18 protein-coding genes and 1 rRNA gene are annotated in these 16,986 nt (G+C 41.5%); 10 read left to right on the top strand and 9 right to left on the bottom strand.

Features of this window, described 5'->3' with window-relative positions; translation table 11 throughout:
* From BM386_RS16000 to BM386_RS15975, 6 genes are all read right to left on the bottom strand, one after another.
* A 16S ribosomal RNA gene (locus BM386_RS16000) occupies positions 1 to 554 on the bottom strand; the annotation flags it as partial.
* Between the two features lie 590 nt (positions 555 to 1,144).
* The gene (locus tag BM386_RS15995; protein WP_091696121.1) at positions 1,145 to 1,741 is read right to left on the bottom strand and encodes a 3-keto-disaccharide hydrolase; all 597 of its coding nucleotides are present in this window, start codon (positions 1,739 to 1,741) and stop codon (positions 1,145 to 1,147) included.
* Positions 1,738 to 2,502, bottom strand: coding sequence for a 3-keto-disaccharide hydrolase (locus BM386_RS15990; protein ID WP_091696119.1), 765 nt, complete (start codon positions 2,500 to 2,502; stop codon positions 1,738 to 1,740). Before BM386_RS15990 ends, BM386_RS15995 begins: the two co-directional genes overlap by 4 nt.
* Before the next feature lie 122 nt (positions 2,503 to 2,624).
* The gene (locus BM386_RS15985) at positions 2,625 to 3,383 is read right to left on the bottom strand and encodes a helical backbone metal receptor (protein ID WP_091696118.1); all 759 of its coding nucleotides are present in this window, start codon (positions 3,381 to 3,383) and stop codon (positions 2,625 to 2,627) included.
* Between the two features lie 56 nt (positions 3,384 to 3,439).
* Positions 3,440 to 4,504, bottom strand: a complete 1,065-nt coding sequence (locus BM386_RS15980) for a M42 family metallopeptidase (protein ID WP_091696116.1) — start codon at positions 4,502 to 4,504, stop codon at positions 3,440 to 3,442.
* Positions 4,505 to 4,539: 35 nt separating this feature from the next.
* Positions 4,540 to 6,123 carry an acyl-CoA carboxylase subunit beta gene (locus tag BM386_RS15975; RefSeq protein ID WP_091696115.1) on the bottom strand — a complete coding sequence of 528 codons (1,584 nt, stop codon included), beginning with the start codon at positions 6,121 to 6,123 and terminating at the stop codon, positions 4,540 to 4,542.
* A gap of 330 nt (positions 6,124 to 6,453) precedes the next feature.
* Between BM386_RS15975 and BM386_RS15970 the strand changes: the two genes are divergently transcribed.
* From BM386_RS15970 to BM386_RS15935, 8 genes are all read left to right on the top strand, one after another.
* Positions 6,454 to 7,398 (top strand): Ppx/GppA phosphatase family protein, encoded by a 945-nt coding sequence (locus tag BM386_RS15970; protein WP_091696113.1) that lies wholly within the window; start codon positions 6,454 to 6,456, stop codon positions 7,396 to 7,398.
* A 67-nt stretch (positions 7,399 to 7,465) separates the two neighbouring features.
* Entirely contained in the window at positions 7,466 to 8,536 is a 1,071-nt protein-coding gene (locus BM386_RS15965; RefSeq protein WP_091696112.1) for an Ldh family oxidoreductase, read from the top strand.
* A gap of 126 nt (positions 8,537 to 8,662) precedes the next feature.
* The gene (locus BM386_RS15960) at positions 8,663 to 8,878 is read left to right on the top strand and encodes a hypothetical protein (protein ID WP_091696110.1); all 216 of its coding nucleotides are present in this window, start codon (positions 8,663 to 8,665) and stop codon (positions 8,876 to 8,878) included.
* Complete coding sequence (locus tag BM386_RS15955; protein ID WP_091696109.1) at positions 8,878 to 9,333, top strand: nucleotidyltransferase; 456 nt, start codon at positions 8,878 to 8,880, stop codon at positions 9,331 to 9,333. Before BM386_RS15960 ends, BM386_RS15955 begins: the two co-directional genes overlap by 1 nt.
* A gap of 37 nt (positions 9,334 to 9,370) precedes the next feature.
* On the top strand, positions 9,371 to 9,925 hold the full coding sequence (locus BM386_RS15950) for a hypothetical protein (protein ID WP_139235933.1): 555 nt from the start codon (positions 9,371 to 9,373) through the stop codon (positions 9,923 to 9,925).
* 4 nt (positions 9,926 to 9,929) lie between these two features.
* Positions 9,930 to 10,391, top strand: a complete 462-nt coding sequence (locus BM386_RS15945; RefSeq protein WP_091696106.1) for a hypothetical protein — start codon at positions 9,930 to 9,932, stop codon at positions 10,389 to 10,391.
* 124 nt (positions 10,392 to 10,515) lie between these two features.
* Complete coding sequence (locus BM386_RS15940) at positions 10,516 to 11,883, top strand: Gfo/Idh/MocA family protein (RefSeq protein ID WP_091696104.1); 1,368 nt, start codon at positions 10,516 to 10,518, stop codon at positions 11,881 to 11,883.
* Positions 11,884 to 11,897: 14 nt separating this feature from the next.
* Positions 11,898 to 12,392, top strand: a complete 495-nt coding sequence (locus tag BM386_RS15935; protein WP_091696102.1) for a GNAT family N-acetyltransferase — start codon at positions 11,898 to 11,900, stop codon at positions 12,390 to 12,392.
* 111 nt (positions 12,393 to 12,503) lie between these two features.
* Here BM386_RS15935 and truA read toward each other — a convergent pair whose 3' ends face one another.
* A complete protein-coding gene (gene truA / locus BM386_RS15930; protein WP_170857109.1) occupies positions 12,504 to 13,289 on the bottom strand; it encodes a tRNA pseudouridine(38-40) synthase TruA in 786 nt (261 codons plus the stop codon).
* Between the two features lie 163 nt (positions 13,290 to 13,452).
* Between truA and BM386_RS15925 the strand changes: the two genes are divergently transcribed.
* On the top strand, positions 13,453 to 13,701 hold the full coding sequence (locus BM386_RS15925; protein ID WP_091696155.1) for a DUF4160 domain-containing protein: 249 nt from the start codon (positions 13,453 to 13,455) through the stop codon (positions 13,699 to 13,701).
* Positions 13,702 to 13,879: 178 nt separating this feature from the next.
* On the top strand, positions 13,880 to 14,107 hold the full coding sequence (locus BM386_RS15920; RefSeq protein ID WP_091696100.1) for a DUF2442 domain-containing protein: 228 nt from the start codon (positions 13,880 to 13,882) through the stop codon (positions 14,105 to 14,107).
* A 255-nt stretch (positions 14,108 to 14,362) separates the two neighbouring features.
* Here BM386_RS15920 and leuB read toward each other — a convergent pair whose 3' ends face one another.
* Both leuB and BM386_RS15905 read right to left on the bottom strand, forming a co-directional pair.
* Complete coding sequence (gene leuB, locus BM386_RS15910) at positions 14,363 to 15,430, bottom strand: 3-isopropylmalate dehydrogenase (RefSeq protein ID WP_091696097.1); 1,068 nt, start codon at positions 15,428 to 15,430, stop codon at positions 14,363 to 14,365.
* On the bottom strand, positions 15,399 to 16,985 hold the full coding sequence (locus BM386_RS15905; RefSeq protein ID WP_091696095.1) for an alpha-isopropylmalate synthase regulatory domain-containing protein: 1,587 nt from the start codon (positions 16,983 to 16,985) through the stop codon (positions 15,399 to 15,401). The genes leuB and BM386_RS15905 overlap by 32 nt, the downstream gene beginning before the upstream one ends.
* Position 16,986 lies beyond the last annotated feature (1 nt).

The following is a 16,986-nucleotide window of genomic DNA, read 5'->3' as shown; positions in this document are numbered from 1 at the left end:
AATAAATCCGGACAACGCTTGCACCCTCCGTATTACCGCGGCTGCTGGCACGGAGTTAGCCGGTGCTTATTCATCTGGTACCGGCAATTTCCCCCGCAGGGGCATTTTCTTCCCAGATAAAAGCAGTTTACAACGCAGAACGCCGTCTTCCTGCACGCGGCATGGCTGGGTCAGACTCTCGTCCATTGCCCAATATTCCCTACTGCTGCCTCCCGTAGGAGTCTGGCCCGTATCTCAGTGCCAGTGTGGGGGACCTTCCTCTCAGAACCCCTACTGATCGTAGCCTTGGTGGTCTGTTACACCGCCAACTAGCTAATCAGACGCATGCCCATCCTATACCGATGAATCTTTAATCATTTAACCATGCAGTCAAATGATACCATGGGGTATTAATCCAGATTTCTCCGGGCTATCCCCCTGTATAGGGTAGGTTGCATACGCGTTACGCACCCGTTCGCCACTCTCAATTACCCGAAAGTAATCTACCGTTCGACTTGCATGTATTAGGCCTGCCGCTAGCGTTCATCCTGAGCCAGGATCAAACTCTCCATTGTAAATTATCATTATTTATACACTGTCCATGAAACCGCACGAAGCAAATCTTATGAACGTCTCCCTGTCTGTTCTCAGGTTACTATTTTTTTCGTCTTACATCACTTCAAAGAACTTAGTACCACGCATTTGTGGTTCTGGCCGGCTGCCTCAATCTTTCGATTTCCGCTCCGTTTTTTTCCCTTCCTTGCTGAAGGGAGTGCAAAGGTAAGCGTTATTTTTTATCCCGCAACAACCTTTGTGAAAATAATTCTGAAAGTTTTCGAAGGCTAATCCCTCGATGCTTTATCCCCCTCTCTTCAGATGGGTGCGCAAAGGTAAGAACTCTCTTTTGACTTCCTAGCCCCGCAGCTAAATTAATTTCCTTTTCTCTTTTCAAACCTTTGTAGAGCCGCTCTCCGCTCCTGCCCTGACACCGTCTGCGTCGTTTGGGAGTGCAAATATCAGGGATTTTATTTTATGGGCAATAGATTTCTTAGAGTTTTAACTCGCTTTGACATAAACAGCTGATAACGACAGGGAAAAGTTTTACAAAATAAAAATGCCCTGACAATTGAATCATCAGGGCATTTAATCTAATCCTTTTGGGTTTTTATAGCTTTTTCAAAACAATATTTCGCCAATAGACTTTTATTCCTCCACCATCATGGATCTGAAGACAGATACCACCTTTTCCTTCGCCTATTTTAGCATCAGTGAAGTTCACCATTTCATGTCCATTCAAGTAAGAAGTAACGTTATCACCTTTTACCACGATCTTCATTTTGTTCCATTCACCGAACTTCAAATACTTGTCTTTTTCTGGATCCGGCTTCACTAACCAACCTCTACCATAGGATTCATAGATCCCGCCAGTATCATGGCCTGGAGGAGCAACCTCTACTTGCCATCCTGAAACTTTTGTTCCATCTACAGTTGATCTGATAAAAACACCAGAATTACCATTAGCCTCTTGCTTGAATTCCAAGGTGATTTCGAAGTCATCAAAATTCTCGTCTGTGCCTAAATAACCATATCCTTTATCCGGTCCACTTTCAGAAATCAGCAATCCATCTTCTACATACCACTTTTCAGTACCATAGATAGTCCAACCTGAAAGATCTTCTCCATTAAAGAGTTTTACTTTCTTCTGAGCATGCGCAAAATTCACAGATGCTACTAATAGCATCGCCACTAATACCTTCTTCATAGTTTTTTAATTTTAATGTTTTTGAACCAAGTCACAGCCCCGTGATCCTGTAGAGAAATCAATCCCGACTTCGCAATGGCATAATCAGGATAATCATTCCACTTACCTGAATTACGTGCAGCAGTCCATTCTTCTGAATAAGGAACAAACTCTACGGTCTTCTTTCCATTCAAATAATAGCTGGATCCTTCTTCTGAGAAAATGATCTTTGAAGTATTCCATTCACCTGCAGGTTTTACAGCTCCTTCATAATCAGGCTCGGTCATTGCATAATCCGCGCCAATTGATTGCCATTTCTCCAAAGGTTCCGCAAAACCCAACTGATCGATCATCTGATACTCAGGTCCTGTTTCATAAGGAGCTTCATATTTTGGGTCTTCCACTACGTGATACAATACTCCGCTATTTCCTCCCGGAGAGATTTTCCAGGACCATTCCATGACAAATTGCTCAAATTCCACTGGACCAAATACGATATCCCCTCCGATATCTCCTCCTTTACCCAATGCTTTCAAAGCACCTTCTTCGACCGTCCAGCCATCTGAAGGAAAGCTATCCCCATTGAAAGCTCTCCACCCATCGGTATTAGTTCCGTCGAAAAGTAGCATCCAGCCATCAGCCTTTTCCTCTTCTGTAAGAGAATTCTCTGCCACTAATACTTCTTCAACAACTGTTTCCGTAACAGAATCTTCTGCTGGTTTTGGCCCACATGACCAAGCTATGGCAACTAAAGCGACCCAGGCATATTTGGTATTTTTCATAGTACTATTAATTACAAACTAATTAAAGTCAAAAGTTAATTGATTTTTTTAATAAAGTCCTTTAGCTAATTATATTTTTTCATGAGCGGTAAATTCATGAGCCTGTCCTCACTAGTTGAAGCTTATAAGCTTTCGCAATATGCTTTTGCTTTTAACAGCCTACTACCATACCAAGAGAAGATTTCTCCATCCACTAGTCTGATTTTAGCTTTTGGCAAAAGTGAATGGTAATACTCAATATGATTTTCCTTGAATGGAAACGGCTCTGAACTGAGTAATAGGTGTTCAGGATTCAACTCAACCAATTCATTTTCAGAAAGCTGCGGGTATCGCGAGGTCCGGATCAGATTCTCATATCCAGCAAAACCCAACATTTCATTTATAAAGGTCTCAGCTCCTGCTACCATGATAGGATCCTTCCATATAAGATAAACAGCCTTGCCTTTCTTGGCAAGTGGGTTAGCAAAGTCTTTTGATAGCTGCTTGATGAGTTGCTCAGATTTTGCTTTTGCTCCAAGCATTTCGCCCAAAGACGCTACCATTTCCAAGCTATCTTCCAAATTATAGATGTCACTCATCCAAAGCGGGTACTTCCCCATCAAGGCTTCGATCCCTTCCTGCTCATTTTCCTCCTTGTTGCCAATAATCAAATCTGGTTTCAAAGAATCAATGACATCCATTCGGTAGTTCTTCGTTCCGCCAACAATAGTTTTTAATTTCCGAAGACCTTCGGGATGCACACAGAATTTTGTGACTCCTACTAACCTTTCTTCCAAACCCAAATCTACTAATAGCTCTGTCTGTGAAGGAACGAGCGAAATAATCCGCTGGGGAGGTGAAGGAAGTGAAACGCTACGCTTGAGCTGGTCGGTGAACTGCATTTTTGGTCAACTGTCGACGGTCGACGGACCACAGCTGTGGACTGCGGACTGTGGACTTATTTTATATACCTGAAGTCAAAAGTAGGATCAAAGTCTATCAAGAACTCATACATCAAATTGATGACTTGCTCTATATCATCTTTGCTGGCAGTTTCTACGGTAGTATGCATGTATTTCAAAGGAAGAGAAATCAATGCCGATGGCACTCCTTCATTTGAGTATGCAAAAGCATCTGTATCTGTACCGGTGCCTCTAGATGCGGCAGCTCTTTGAAAAGGAATGTCATTCTTTTTCGCTGTCGCAATAATCAAATCAAGTAACTTCTTATGAACTGAAGCGCCGACTGGTAAAACAGGCCCTTTGCCCGCAGTAAAATCCCCACTAGTCACCTTATTATATAGAGGCGCTGTTGTATCGTGACAAACATCTGTGATAATAGCCGCATTAGGCTTGATGTTAGCAGCAATCATCTGTGCTCCACGAAGCCCAATTTCTTCTTGTACTGCGTTTACTATATAGAGTCCAAAAGGAAGTTTCTTCTTATTTTCTTTGATCCTCTTGGCAACCTGGGCGATCATGTATCCGCCGATTCTATTATCCAATGCTCTTCCAGAGTAGAACTTACCATTCAGCTCGGTCAATTCATCCTTGAAGGTGATAACACAGCCTACGTGAATTCCCATTTCCTCCACTTCTTCTTTGGATCTCGCTCCTACGTCAATGAAGATGTTGTCCAAAGTAGGTGCATCTTCTTTGCCTTCTTTTCTCACATGAATTGCTGGCCAACCAAATACTCCTGGTAGAATTCCCTTATCTGTATGAATATTAACTCGCATGGATGGTGCGATCATGTGGTCCGAGCCACCATTGCGACGCACATAGATATACCCATCGTCTTTGATGTAATTCACAAACCAGCTGATCTCATCCGCGTGCGCTTCGATCACCACTTTGTATTCTGCTTTCGGATTGATGACCGCTACAGCCGTTCCATAGTTGTCGGTGAAATAATCATCTGCAAAAGGTTTGATATAATCCAGCCAGATCTGCTGACCTGATGCTTCAAAGCCGGTTGGAGAGGCGTTGTTGAGGTAATTATATAAAAAGGTATTCGAATCCATTGAAAATTGTATTTGAAAATTGATAATTGAATTTATTACAGCGGAATATTCCCATGTTTCTTCCTTGGTATCTTATCCACTTTGTTTTCCAGCATTTTGAATGCCTTAATTAATTTGATGCGGGTCTCAGATGGCATAATAACTTCGTCAATAAAGCCTCTGTGTGCAGCACGATATGGATTGGCAAATTTAGCGGTGTATTCACCTACTTTTTCCTGAAGCTTAGCCTCGGGATCTTCCGCTTCCGCAATTTCTTTTTTGAAAATAATCTCGGAAGCTCCTTTTGCTCCCATCACAGCGATTTCTGCTGTTGGCCAGGCAAAATTCAGATCCGCTCCGATATGCTTGGAATTCATCACATCATAGGCTCCACCATAGGCTTTCCTCGTGATCACAGTTATTCTAGGAACTGTCGCCTCTGAAAATGCATAAAGTAATTTTGCACCATTTGTGATAATCCCATTCCATTCTTGATCTGTTCCTGGCAAGAAGCCCGGTACATCCACCAAAACCAGTATTGGCACATTAAAACTATCACAAGTCCTCACAAAGCGAGCAGCTTTCACCGATGCATCGTTATCTAAGACACCTGCCATTGATTGTGGCTGATTTCCAACTACACCTATACTTCTACCCGCAATCCTTGCGTAGCCAACAACAATATTGTCTGCAAAGTTTTCATGCACCTCTAAAAAAGAATCCTCATCCACAATCCCTTTGACAGCATCACGGATATCATACGGTTGATTTGGGTTATCTGGAATCAAGCTATCCAAATCTTTTCGGCTTTCATCTTCCAATAGCTCATATGGATAAACCGGGGCAATTTCCTCACAATTCTGAGGCATATAACTCAAGATTTTTTTGATATGCTGGATGCATTCCAATTCATTTGCGCAAGCGAAATGAGTCACACCACTCTTAGTACTATGTGCAGACGCTCCACCAAGTTCCTCGGCCGTAACATTTTCCTGAGTCACAGTTTTCACCACATTAGGACCAGTGACAAACATGTAGGAGGTGTTTTCCACCATCAATATAAAGTCGGTGATAGCTGGGGAATAAACTGCACCTCCAGCACAAGGCCCCATGATCGCGGAAATTTGCGGTACGACTCCTGAGGCAAGGGTATTTCTGTAAAAAATATCGGCATAACCACCGAGTGAGTTAACTCCTTCTTGTATTCTCGCTCCTCCAGAATCATTCAACCCGATCACTGGCGCGCCATTTTTCATAGCCATATCCATGATTTTGCAGATTTTCTCTGCATGAGTTTCAGATAGTGAACCTCCAAAAACTGTGAAATCCTGCGAAAAAACATAAACCAAACGACCATTTACTTCTCCATATCCAGTAATCACACCATCACCAAGGTAATGTTCTTTGTCCAGGCCAAAATCCTTTGCACGATGCATTACAAACTTGTCAATTTCCTGAAAGCTGCCTTCGTCCATCAGTAATTCTACCCGCTCGCGGGCAGTGAGTTTACCTTTTTTGTGTTGAGAAGCAATTCGCTTTTCACCTCCACCAAGTAATGCTTCAGCATTTTTCTTTTTCAGCACCTCAATCTTTCCTTCTTTTCCTGGTAAGTTATAATTGGGTTTATCCTGATTGCTCATAGTATAGTTTTTAGACTTGCTCAAATATAGCAGGCTTTGTCAGGTATGGAAAAGAATGCGAGGGAATGTATGTCTCTGTCGCTATCGTAAAAAGTAAGTGGTAAAAGGCAGCCAGAAAAATCCATCTGTAAAAAAACAAGCGTATGTAGTCATGAAGCTTTCACCACCACACCTACTGTAGGTTATAGCCATCTCTGTGAATCTCCGTGAAACCTCTGTGAGCTCTGCGGTTAAATGACTTTCTTAAAAAAATCGGGTAATTAAATTTATGTTGAAAGACCTCATTTCAAATAACTTTCTATATTCGCCCATCTTTAAAATTGGCAGCGTATGAGTACCCGAAAGGCGGCGGTAATTGACATGGGCACCAATACATTTCATTTGTTATTGGTTGAATTAGATAATGTAACTTTTAAAACAATTTTCAAGGAGAAAATCCCTGTGAAATTGGGTAAGGGCGGAATCAACCAAAACAACCTTGCTGAAGATGCTGTAAAACGAGCTTTTCATACACTCAAACATTTCAAAAACCTGATCGATGGTGAAAACATAGATCAGGTTTTTGCTTTTGCTACCAGCGCAGTTCGAAATGCGGAAAATGGTCCTGAGTTTGTCAAAACAGTTAAAGAGACCATTGGAATTAACATTCAGGTTCTCTCTGGCGAAGAGGAAGCCCAGATGATTTATCAGGGAATCCGACTATCCGGTTCTTTAAATGGACATACAGAACTCATGATGGATATCGGAGGTGGGTCTGTTGAATTTATCATTGGGAACAGTCAGGTATCTCTTTGGAAACAAAGCTTTGAAATCGGAGGCCAACGTCTTTTAGAGCTTTTTCACTACCACGACCCTATTCTTCCAGAAGAAATCGATAAGCTGGAAAGTTATTTAGAAGAAAAACTTCAGCCGCTGATCGAGGCTATCCAACTCTACAAGCCAGTTGGGTTAGTTGGAGCTTCAGGGACTTTTGACACCTTGACTGATATTTACTTTGAATCTATGCTTCAGTGCAAACTCACTGGACGTCATGTTTTTGAACTACCCATAGAGGAATATGAAGCAATTCATCGCATGATTTTGACGAAAAATAAAGAGGAGCGATTACTGATTCCCGGGATGATTCCCATGCGGGTAGATATGATTGTGGTAGCATCAAGTTTGATTGAGTTTATTTTGCGCTATATCGAAGTGGATTTCATCACTTGCTCACACTATGCACTGAAAGAAGGTGCGATAGCTTCCTTGCTTATTCCTGAGCAAACAGCCCTTTAAGCAGCTACAAAAAAATCCTTTCTTATATTTGGCTGACAGTTTTTCGTCAGCTTAACCCCTTTTTTCTATGACTTATTCATTCGAACAACTCCATTCATTTACGATGGGTATGCTTACTAAAATAGGCTGCCCGGAAGATCAAGCTAAAACTGCAGCTGATGTATTGTTGTCAGCAGATCTTCGAGGTGTAGATAGTCATGGAGTTGCCAGACTTTCAGGTTATGTGCGATTGTGGGAGAAAGGAAGGATAAATGCTACGCCAAATGTGCGGGTAGTTCACGAAACACCTTCCACTGCTGTCGTTGATGGAGATGGAGGTTTAGGATTGGTGGTAGCTCCTTTTGCTATGAAAGTTGCTATCGAAAAAGCTAAAATCGCCGGAACTGGCTGGGTCTCTGTAAAAAACTCGAATCACTACGGAATTGCGGGATATCATGCTATGCAAGCTTTAGCTCATGATATGATTGGGATTTCCCTAACTAATGCAAGCCCACTGGTTGCCCCTACTTTTTCTCAGGAAAGACTTCTCGGAACAAATCCAATAGCTGTTGCAATCCCTGCTAAAGATCAGCCTCCTTTCGTTGCGGATTTGGCTACTACAACTGCTGCGAATGGGAAATTGGAAATTCTTCAAAGAAAAGGAATGGATACGCCAACAGGCTGGGTGCAGGACAAAGAAGGAAATCCAACTACTTCCGCCAATGGCGTAAAAGATGGTGGAGCTTTACTTCCGCTCGGTGGCGATCGGGAACATGGTTCTCATAAAGGATATGCATTGGGTTCGGTCGTGGATATTTTCTCCGCAGTACTTTCCGGTGCCAATTACGGCCCTTGGGTTCCACCATTTGTTGCTTTCTTAGAGCCAGATCCTAATCCGGTCGGTGAAGGTATTGGCCATTTCTTCGGAGCTATGCGGGTAGATGCTTTCCGGCCTGCTGATGAATTCAAAGCTCATATGGATAATTGGATCACCCGATTCAGAGCTGCCAAACCAACACCTGGAAATGAAAAAGTATTAATCCCAGGTGATCCTGAGCGTGAATTGGAAGCTATAAGAATGAAAGATGGAATTCCATTGCTTGATCCAGTAGTAAAGGATTTGACTGAATTAGGGGAGAGATTTGGGGTGAAGTTTTGAGAATGTTAGGTGTGGGTTGCCGGGTGACCGATGTTTTGAGTCCGTGAAGAATACATAAAAAGAGATTGGAGATAGGGAGTGATATACATACGATTTTTCGAATTGACTTTTTATCTTTAAAATGATATGTCCGACAGCCCAAAAAAATACAAACTCGACCGATCTGCCTTTCATGCAAGGAATGCATCGGAACATGTTAATTATGGAAAAGCGTATAAAGATTCAACTTGGCAGGAAAGGCTTCGAATCCATCGCTACCTGAATAGCATTGCCTATGGATATGACATTGACAATCCTCCTAGGATGGACAAAACAGCCTTTAGTGTAAGATCTCAAGATTAATGGGAAATATTTTTGACGAAGATTTCAGAGAGTTCATTGAAGCGTTAAACAAGCACAACGTCGAATATATCCTGGTTGGTGGTTTCTCTGTCATTCTTTATGGCTATTCTCGAACCACAGGAGATCTAGATCTCTGGGTGAATAAATCAACCGAAAATTATGCTAGACTTGTTAAAGCTTTCAATCAATTCGGAATGCCCGTTTTCGATATGACTGAGGAAAATTTTTTAAATCATCCTTTTTGGGATGTATATTCCTTTGGCAGACCCCCAGTTGCCATTGATATTATGACTGCTGTCAAAGGATTGGATTTCAAAGAGGCATATGTGAAAAGCAAAATATTTGAGGAAGAGGGTATTCAAATAAGAACCATACATAAAAACGACCTTATTAAAGCAAAAAAAGCTTCAAATCGCCCCAAAGATTTGGATGACCTAGAGAACATTGGGAATTGAGATGCCCACTTATTCCTCTTATTTTTTAACTTTACTTATGCTCACCAAACCCTATGTATATCTAATTCTACTCTGCTTTTTTTCTGCATGCCAAAGCAAAAACTCTACTATCGTTGAAAGTAAAACGGACACTCTAAAAGTGGGATTTTCTAAATTTGCTGGATCCCAATTATACGGAAATGAAAGCCTAACCTTCATTAAAACCATTTCAGAAGACACTATTACCTTCACTTATTTCGATTCATTGCTCAGTAAAAAATCCCGGACCTATTCGCTTCTCAAAACTACCAAAGGTTCTTATGAACTATTAAATAATAGCTACTTGGGTTATGTCAATAAATTTATTGCGTTAGATTCAATTCTTCTTTTAAAATATGAGTTTCTCGATCCCCCAATGGATGGGGATGGGGCCGTCATTCTTAACCCAGAATTAGGAGAAATTGCCAACTATAGTTACACTTGGGGAAATAGTTTTCTCATATCCAAGTTTAATGGATATGCGATTCCTAAGCAATTAACTGAGATCTTGTTGTCAGATAGCATGAGGTCTCCACATTATTATTATCTTAAAGATTACGGAAATAAAGAATAATGCAATGCCCCTCACTCCCCTAACGACCCGACCCTCTTTCGAAGAAAACCCAAAACTTTCAAAAGCTGCTCATAACCTTAGCACGCTTTTGGGGGCTATCGAGAAAAAAAATATTCCTGAGCCTACAGAAGCAAAGCTCAATGAAATCATGGCAGGTGTGAATAATTTCCCCGGCCCGGATCCAGAACTATTGAAGCAAATTAAATCTGCCCAAGCGGCAATCCTCAAATTGGTGGAAAATGAATTAGGATTGGTTGCCAAAAACCATTACCAACTTCAGTGGCTCGCTCTCGGGATGGCGACTTTCGGAGTTCCGTTGGGAGTAGTATTCGGTTTATCCTTAGGAAATATGGCTTTCATTGGGATAGGTTTGCCAATCGGAATGGCTATCGGCATAGCCTTTGGGAGTTCAAAGGACAAACAAGCGGAAGAGCAAGGGAAGCAATTGGATTGGGCGGCCAAATAAATTAGAACTCTTACGCTTTTTGTTTTTTCTGAGTTCAGTTTATCATGTCCTAAATCCGTGACTACTAAAATTGCTTGGCAGAAACTCTCCTTTTTGTAAATTCAGAATTCTAACTCAATTACCTATGAACCCACTCAATCGACGAGAATTTTTAAAAGGAAGTACCGCTTTGATGTCTCTGGCAAGTTTTGGCTTGCTCGGCATGGACTTTAAAGACCGGGAAGGCCCATTGCAAGTTGCACTTATTGGTACCGGTTGGTATGGCAAATCCGATCTTTTCCGATTGATTCAAGTAGCAGATGTGGAAGTAGTTGGTCTATGTGATGTAGATAGCAAGCAATTAGCAGAAGCAGGAAGGTTAGTATCAACTCGGCAAAAGTCAGGTAAAGTACCTGCGCTGTATGAAGATTACAAAGAGCTTTTAGCAAAAGAAAAACCAGAATATGTATTGGTAGGAACTCCGGATCACTGGCATGCTCTAATAGCAATTGATGTATTGAAAAGCGGAGCTCATTTGTATTTACAAAAGCCTATTTCAGTGGATGTGATCGAAGGGGAAGCGATTTTAGCAGCTGCAAGAAAGTACGATCGCAAGGTTCAAATCGGCACGCAACGAAGAAGCACGCCACATTTAATGCAGGCAAAAAAGGAAATTATTGATTCTGGCAAACTTGGAAAAATATCGCATGCTGAGGTTTGCTGCTATTACCATATGCGTAACAACAGCAATCCTGATGTCATGCCTGTCCCAGATAATCTGAATTATGATCTTTGGGCTGGTCCTGCACCAATGCTTCCCTATCGAGGTATTTTGCATCGAGGCTGGAGAGCTTTCATGGAATACGGAAATGGGATTGTGGGCGACATGTGTGTACACATGCTAGATTCCGTCCGATGGATGCTGGATTTGGGTTGGCCTATTCAAGTGACATCTACAGGTGGAATCTATGTGCAAAAAGATAGTGTTGCCAATATATCAGATACCCAAACTGCTCTTTTTGAATTTGATGAAATGAATGTAGTTTGGCAGCATCGTACCTGGGGAAATCCCGTGGACAAAGATTACCCGTGGGCTTTTAAGATCTATGGAGAAAATGGAATGCTCGCCGGTAGTCCGATGCGAGCGGATTTTTACCCAGAAGGAAGAAATAACGGAGAACCTATCCACTACCCTGTAGTTTTGGAAAAGGAGCAATATCCAGAAGATGTGACTGAAAAAGACATAGAGATTCACGCTGCTCCTGCGACCCGCAAACAATTGAAAGACTGGCTGCAGTCAATAGAAAATGACACTTTACCGGTAGCTGATGTTTTGGAAGGCCATATATCTACGGCATCCTGCATTTTGGCAAATATGTCTATGGAACTAGGTGGAAGACCTCTTCGCTACAATCCAAAGACTATGATCGTTGAGGGCGACGAAGAAGCTACGGCACTTTTGAGAAGACCTTATCGAGATGGCTATATTCATCCGGAGCCAGATAAAATCTAAATGATATTCTGAATATGATTGATATCATTCCTGCCAATGTTGAAGACTTGATTCACGTTCAGTCTATCGCTCATCGAACTTGGCCACATACTTTTGGCGAAATATTAAGCCCCGAGCAAATCAGATATATGCTCAATTGGATGTATAGTTTGGAGACTTTGGAAAAGCAAGCTAGCGATGGCTATCTCTTCTTTTTGGCTGAAGAAAATGGTGAGAATCTTGGATTTACGGGAATTGAAGTCAATCAAGAGCCTGGGAAAACAAAAATCCATAAAATATATATTCTCCCAACAGCTCAAGGAAAAGGAATTGGAAAGAAATTAATTCAGGCTATAAAGGATATCGCATTAGAAAACAAGCAAATAAGTCTATCGCTGAATGTCAACAAATACAATACTGGAGCAATTGCATTTTATGAATACCTAGGTTTTGTGAATATCAAGGAGGAAGTCATCGACATCGGAAATGGGTATGTAATGGATGACTATGTGTTTGAGTTGAAGCTTTGATTTTATCTCGCAGCGGCGCGGCGGCACAACGTTTGGTTCAATTAAGCTTTTGCCGTTTAACTCTTGTTCTTTATCCGCTTTTATAGACTTTTTATAACCCAAAATCAACTGTCATAAACTCTTTAAGGTTGTCTCCCAAAGAACCAGACCATTTGCAGGAGCTGGAGGTAGTTTTTCAAATGAATCGGGAGATTCAAATCGATTTACCATCTCAGTCAAATCCATTTCCCCTTTTCCTATTTGCCAGATAGCAGACATCATCATGCGCACTTGATGATGCAAAAAGCCTGTGCCGGTGATTTCGAAATAATAAATCTCTTGAGGGAAAATCTGTCCCAAAAATTCATTTGTATGATGAATTCTTGCTGAAATCACCTCCCGCAAATAATCCGTTTTATTTTCTGAAGGCTTGCAAAAACCCTTAAAATCATGCTTCCCGATAAATGATCCACACACTTCGTTCATCTTCTCCCAATTCAAGTCTCCCTGCACATTCACCATAAAAGCTGAAGCGAAGGGATGAAAATCAATGGAATTGGAAAAATAATATCGGTAGCTTTTCTGTTGAACGGATTGAATCAAATTGAAATTTATGGAAACCTCACTCACTGAATTCAATCGGATGTCCTGCGGAAGGTGCTCGTTGAATTGAGGTATTAATGAACTCATATCTACCTCCTCCCTCAGGAAAACCTGCACAAACCCACCCATACAGGAAACACCTGAGTCCGTTCTACTTGCCCCAATCAGAGAAAAATCCTCATGCCCCAATACATGCCGTATCACACGCTCCAATCTTCGCTGAACCGTCGGCTGATTTGGCTGAGGAGCCCAACCTTTGTAGCGAGCACCGAAATAGGAAATGGAAAAGAGGTAAGAGAAGGGACGGGATTGCAAGAATTTACTGATTTGGGATTTGAAGTTTGAAATTAAGGGCAATTTCGCTCTAATCTATTAAGTACTCAAATTATATGATTTTGGCTATCTCAATCGAAGATTAATAAAAGAAGTTTTTAATCTGAGACGGAGGATCTGAATGTCCAAAATGCTAAATTGGTTAATGCCTACGGTTCTTTATATTTCAGGATGGAGACTTTTCTTTTATTCAAATGAAGGTTCAGAGCCAATTCATATCCATGCACAAAAAGCTGATATGGAATGTAAATTTTGGATTTTAAGCGAGGAAGTGGACATAAAGGAAGCTTTTTCGTTTAACTTAAGTACTTCGGGGAGAAAAGAGATTCGTAAGATAATTTTCAAGAATTTTGATTTAATTGTAGATTCTTGGAATGCCTATTTTAATAAATAATATAAAATGCCCCAGAGAAAAGTTCTCACACAAGGGAATGATTTTATGGGGTATTCCAAGTGGCCAATAAAAATCAATAATAAACACATGAAATCGAGCATGACTAAAAAATCACACACTGGCATGAATATAAGCTCTGCGAGATTCCATATGACCATAGAAAAGCAATTATAAACAGATGAAAGTTAGCTACCATATTTCTGACATCAATTTCGTCAATGACAAAATGATCCTCTCAGTCGATGAGCGGGAAATCATCCTTGATATTGCGGATGTATCCAACAAACTGTTAGTAGCGACAGACATGGAACGCTCCATGTATAAAATTTCGCCGTCTGGATATGGCGTTCACTGGCCAATGATCGATGAAGATATTTCAGTAAATGAGTTGATGAAGGATGCTTAATTCTAAAACTGAAAACTTAAACCCTAGTAAAAGCTGGGCCTCTATACCCCATCATGTTGAAGGTGTCCCTCCGATTGTATATTTCATTTTCATTCTTTTCTGCCTAATAATTGGGTTCTATATCTACTACTTAATAAAAAAAGACAGAAAGCAAGATTATATAAATTCCAGGCTATTGAAAATTGAGGCAATCCTAAAATCAATTAAAAAACCACCCCATTCCTGAGGTAGTTTTCATTTTTTCTATGGACTCATTTAAGCCAAAATCTTAGCAGCTAGCCAGTCGCCAACTTCTGAAGTCTTGTAAGCAGTACCGCCATCAGCGATATCTTCAGTTACATATCCTTCATCAAGAGAAAGGTTAACCACATCGGAAATTAATTGCGCTTCTTCCTTCAAATCGAAAGCATAATCAAACATCATCGCTGCGGAAAGAACGGTAGCCAAAGGATTGGCAATGTCTTTTCCAGCTGCCTGTGGATAAGAACCGTGAATTGGTTCGAACAATTTGATAGAAGTACCCAAGGAAGCAGATGGCATCAAGCCCATAGAACCTGAAATCACAGAAGCCTCATCTGTCAGAATATCTCCGAACAAGTTTTCAGTAATCAAAACATCATAAGCTTTTGGCCACTGAATCAATCGCATCGCTACTGCATCTACGAATTCATATTCCACTTTCACATCAGGGTATTCAGGAGCAAGTTCTTGTACGGTCTCTCTCCAAAGTCTGGAAGTAGCCATCACATTTGCTTTGTCCACGCAAGTCAGGAGTTTTCTTCTTTTTTGCGCAGCTTCGAAGCCCATTCTTGCCAAACGAACGATCTCATGCTTGCTATACACATTGGTATCAAAAGCCTTCGTACCCTGCTCATTTCTTCCTCTTGGCTCTCCGAAGTAGATTCCGCCAGTCAATTCTCTGAAGAAAACAAAGTCAACACCATCAACACGATCTAATTTCAAAGGAGACTTGTGTACCAAAGAAGGAAAAGTGAAGGTTGGTCGAACATTGGCAAACAAGCCTAATTTCTGACGCATCAACAACAGACCTTGCTCAGGACGAACCTTTGCTTTCGGGTCATTATCGTATTTAGGATCACCGATAGCGCCGAAGAGAACTGCATCGGAAGCTGCTGCGATTTCGTGAGTAGAATCTGGGTAAGGTTCACCAGTCGCATCAATTGCGGCGGCTCCTACCACTGCTTCTGTAAAAGTGATTTTGTGTCCGAATTTCTGGCCAATAGCTTTCACTACTTTCACAGCCTGGTCGATTACTTCAGGTCCGATGCCGTCACCCGGCAACAGCGCGATATTCATTTCCATAAAACTTGGATTCTTCTTTCGTTGGTGTTTGATTGAATGATTCGACGATGTTCAGCATTTTCTCTGTGGCCATCATCGCAGCCACTGTTTGATCGGGATCCAGCCCTTTCGTTTTAAATATTTTACCGTAATCCCAGGTCACGACAGTTTCCACAAATGCATCCGTTTTTCCTCCTGGAGGAATAGATACATGGTAGTCGATCAATTTAGGGAGTTGTCTTTTTCTGGATTTGTAGATTTCCTTTACCGCCCGCATAAATGCATCGTATTGGCCATCTCCAGATGCATGAGCATCGTAAGATTTCCCGTAAATATTCAAGCGGAGTTGCACAGAAGGCTTCAACCCCTGTGAATGAGTCATGTGATAACCTTCAATGAAGATGTTTTTGGAAATGGAATTGTTCTGCAACACATCAGAAATGATATATGGCAAATCCTCCGTGGTTACACGCTCTTTTTTATCACCAAGTTCGATGATACGCTGAGTCACTTTGGTAAGCTCTTCCTTTTCCAAGGAAATCCCCAATTCCTCTAAATTCTTCAAGATATTGGCTTTACCGGAGGTTTTTCCTAAGGCATATTTCCGCTGGCGTCCAAATCGCTCTGGAAGCAGATCGTTGAAATAAAGATTTTTCTTATTGTCACCATCCGCGTGGATTCCTGCAGTTTGGGTAAAAACATTTTCACCAACTACAGGCTTATTCGCAGGAATGTGCTGACCGGAAAACTGCTCTACCAGCTTACTCACGCGATAGATTTTCTGCTCCTGAACATTGATTTCAAGATCGGTGAAATCCTTGATCACAGCGATTACAGATTCCAAAGGAGCATTTCCTGCTCTTTCGCCAAGTCCATTGATCGTAGTGTGGATTCCAGAAGCGCCATACATGATCGCTTCCATGACATTGGCTACAGAAAGATCGTAATCGTTGTGGGCATGGAAATCGAAATGTGCATTTGGGAATTTCCCTGAAATCTGGATGAAAAACGCCTTTGTTTCTTCAGGAGAAAGTAGTCCCAAGGTATCCGGGAGCATAATTCTTTTCACGGGAAGCGTAGTCAGAAAATCTATCAGCGCAAGGGTGTATTCCGGAGAATTACGCATGCCATTTGACCAGTCTTCCAAATATACATTTACATCAATCCCATTCTCTTGAGCGTATGCTATACTCTTTTGAATATCCGCGAAATGCTCTTCCTGAGTTTTTTTGAGCTGATGAGTCAAATGATTATGTGAGCCTTTAGTCAATAGATTCATGACTTTGGCACCGGCTTTCAACAACCAATCCACCGAAGCCGGGGTATCCACAAAACCCAATACCTCCACCCGATCCAAGTAGCCTTTCTCAGCCGCCCAATGGGTGATTTTCTGTACTCCTTCTAATTCCCCATCTGATACTCTCGCTGAAGCCACCTCAATTCGATCTACTTTCAATTCATCCAGCAAAAGTTTGGCGATCTGCAGCTTTTCAGAAGGCAAGAAGGAAACGCTTGAGGTCTGTTCTCCATCCCTCAGCGTTGTATCCATTATTTCAATGCGCTTCCCTGCGGTCATT

The sequence above is a fragment of the Algoriphagus locisalis genome, from assembly GCF_900116615.1.
Classification (GTDB): Bacteria; Bacteroidota; Bacteroidia; order Cytophagales; family Cyclobacteriaceae; genus Algoriphagus; species Algoriphagus locisalis.
Note: the sequence above shows the minus strand (reverse complement) of the source record. Positions and strands in the feature narration are given on the sequence as shown.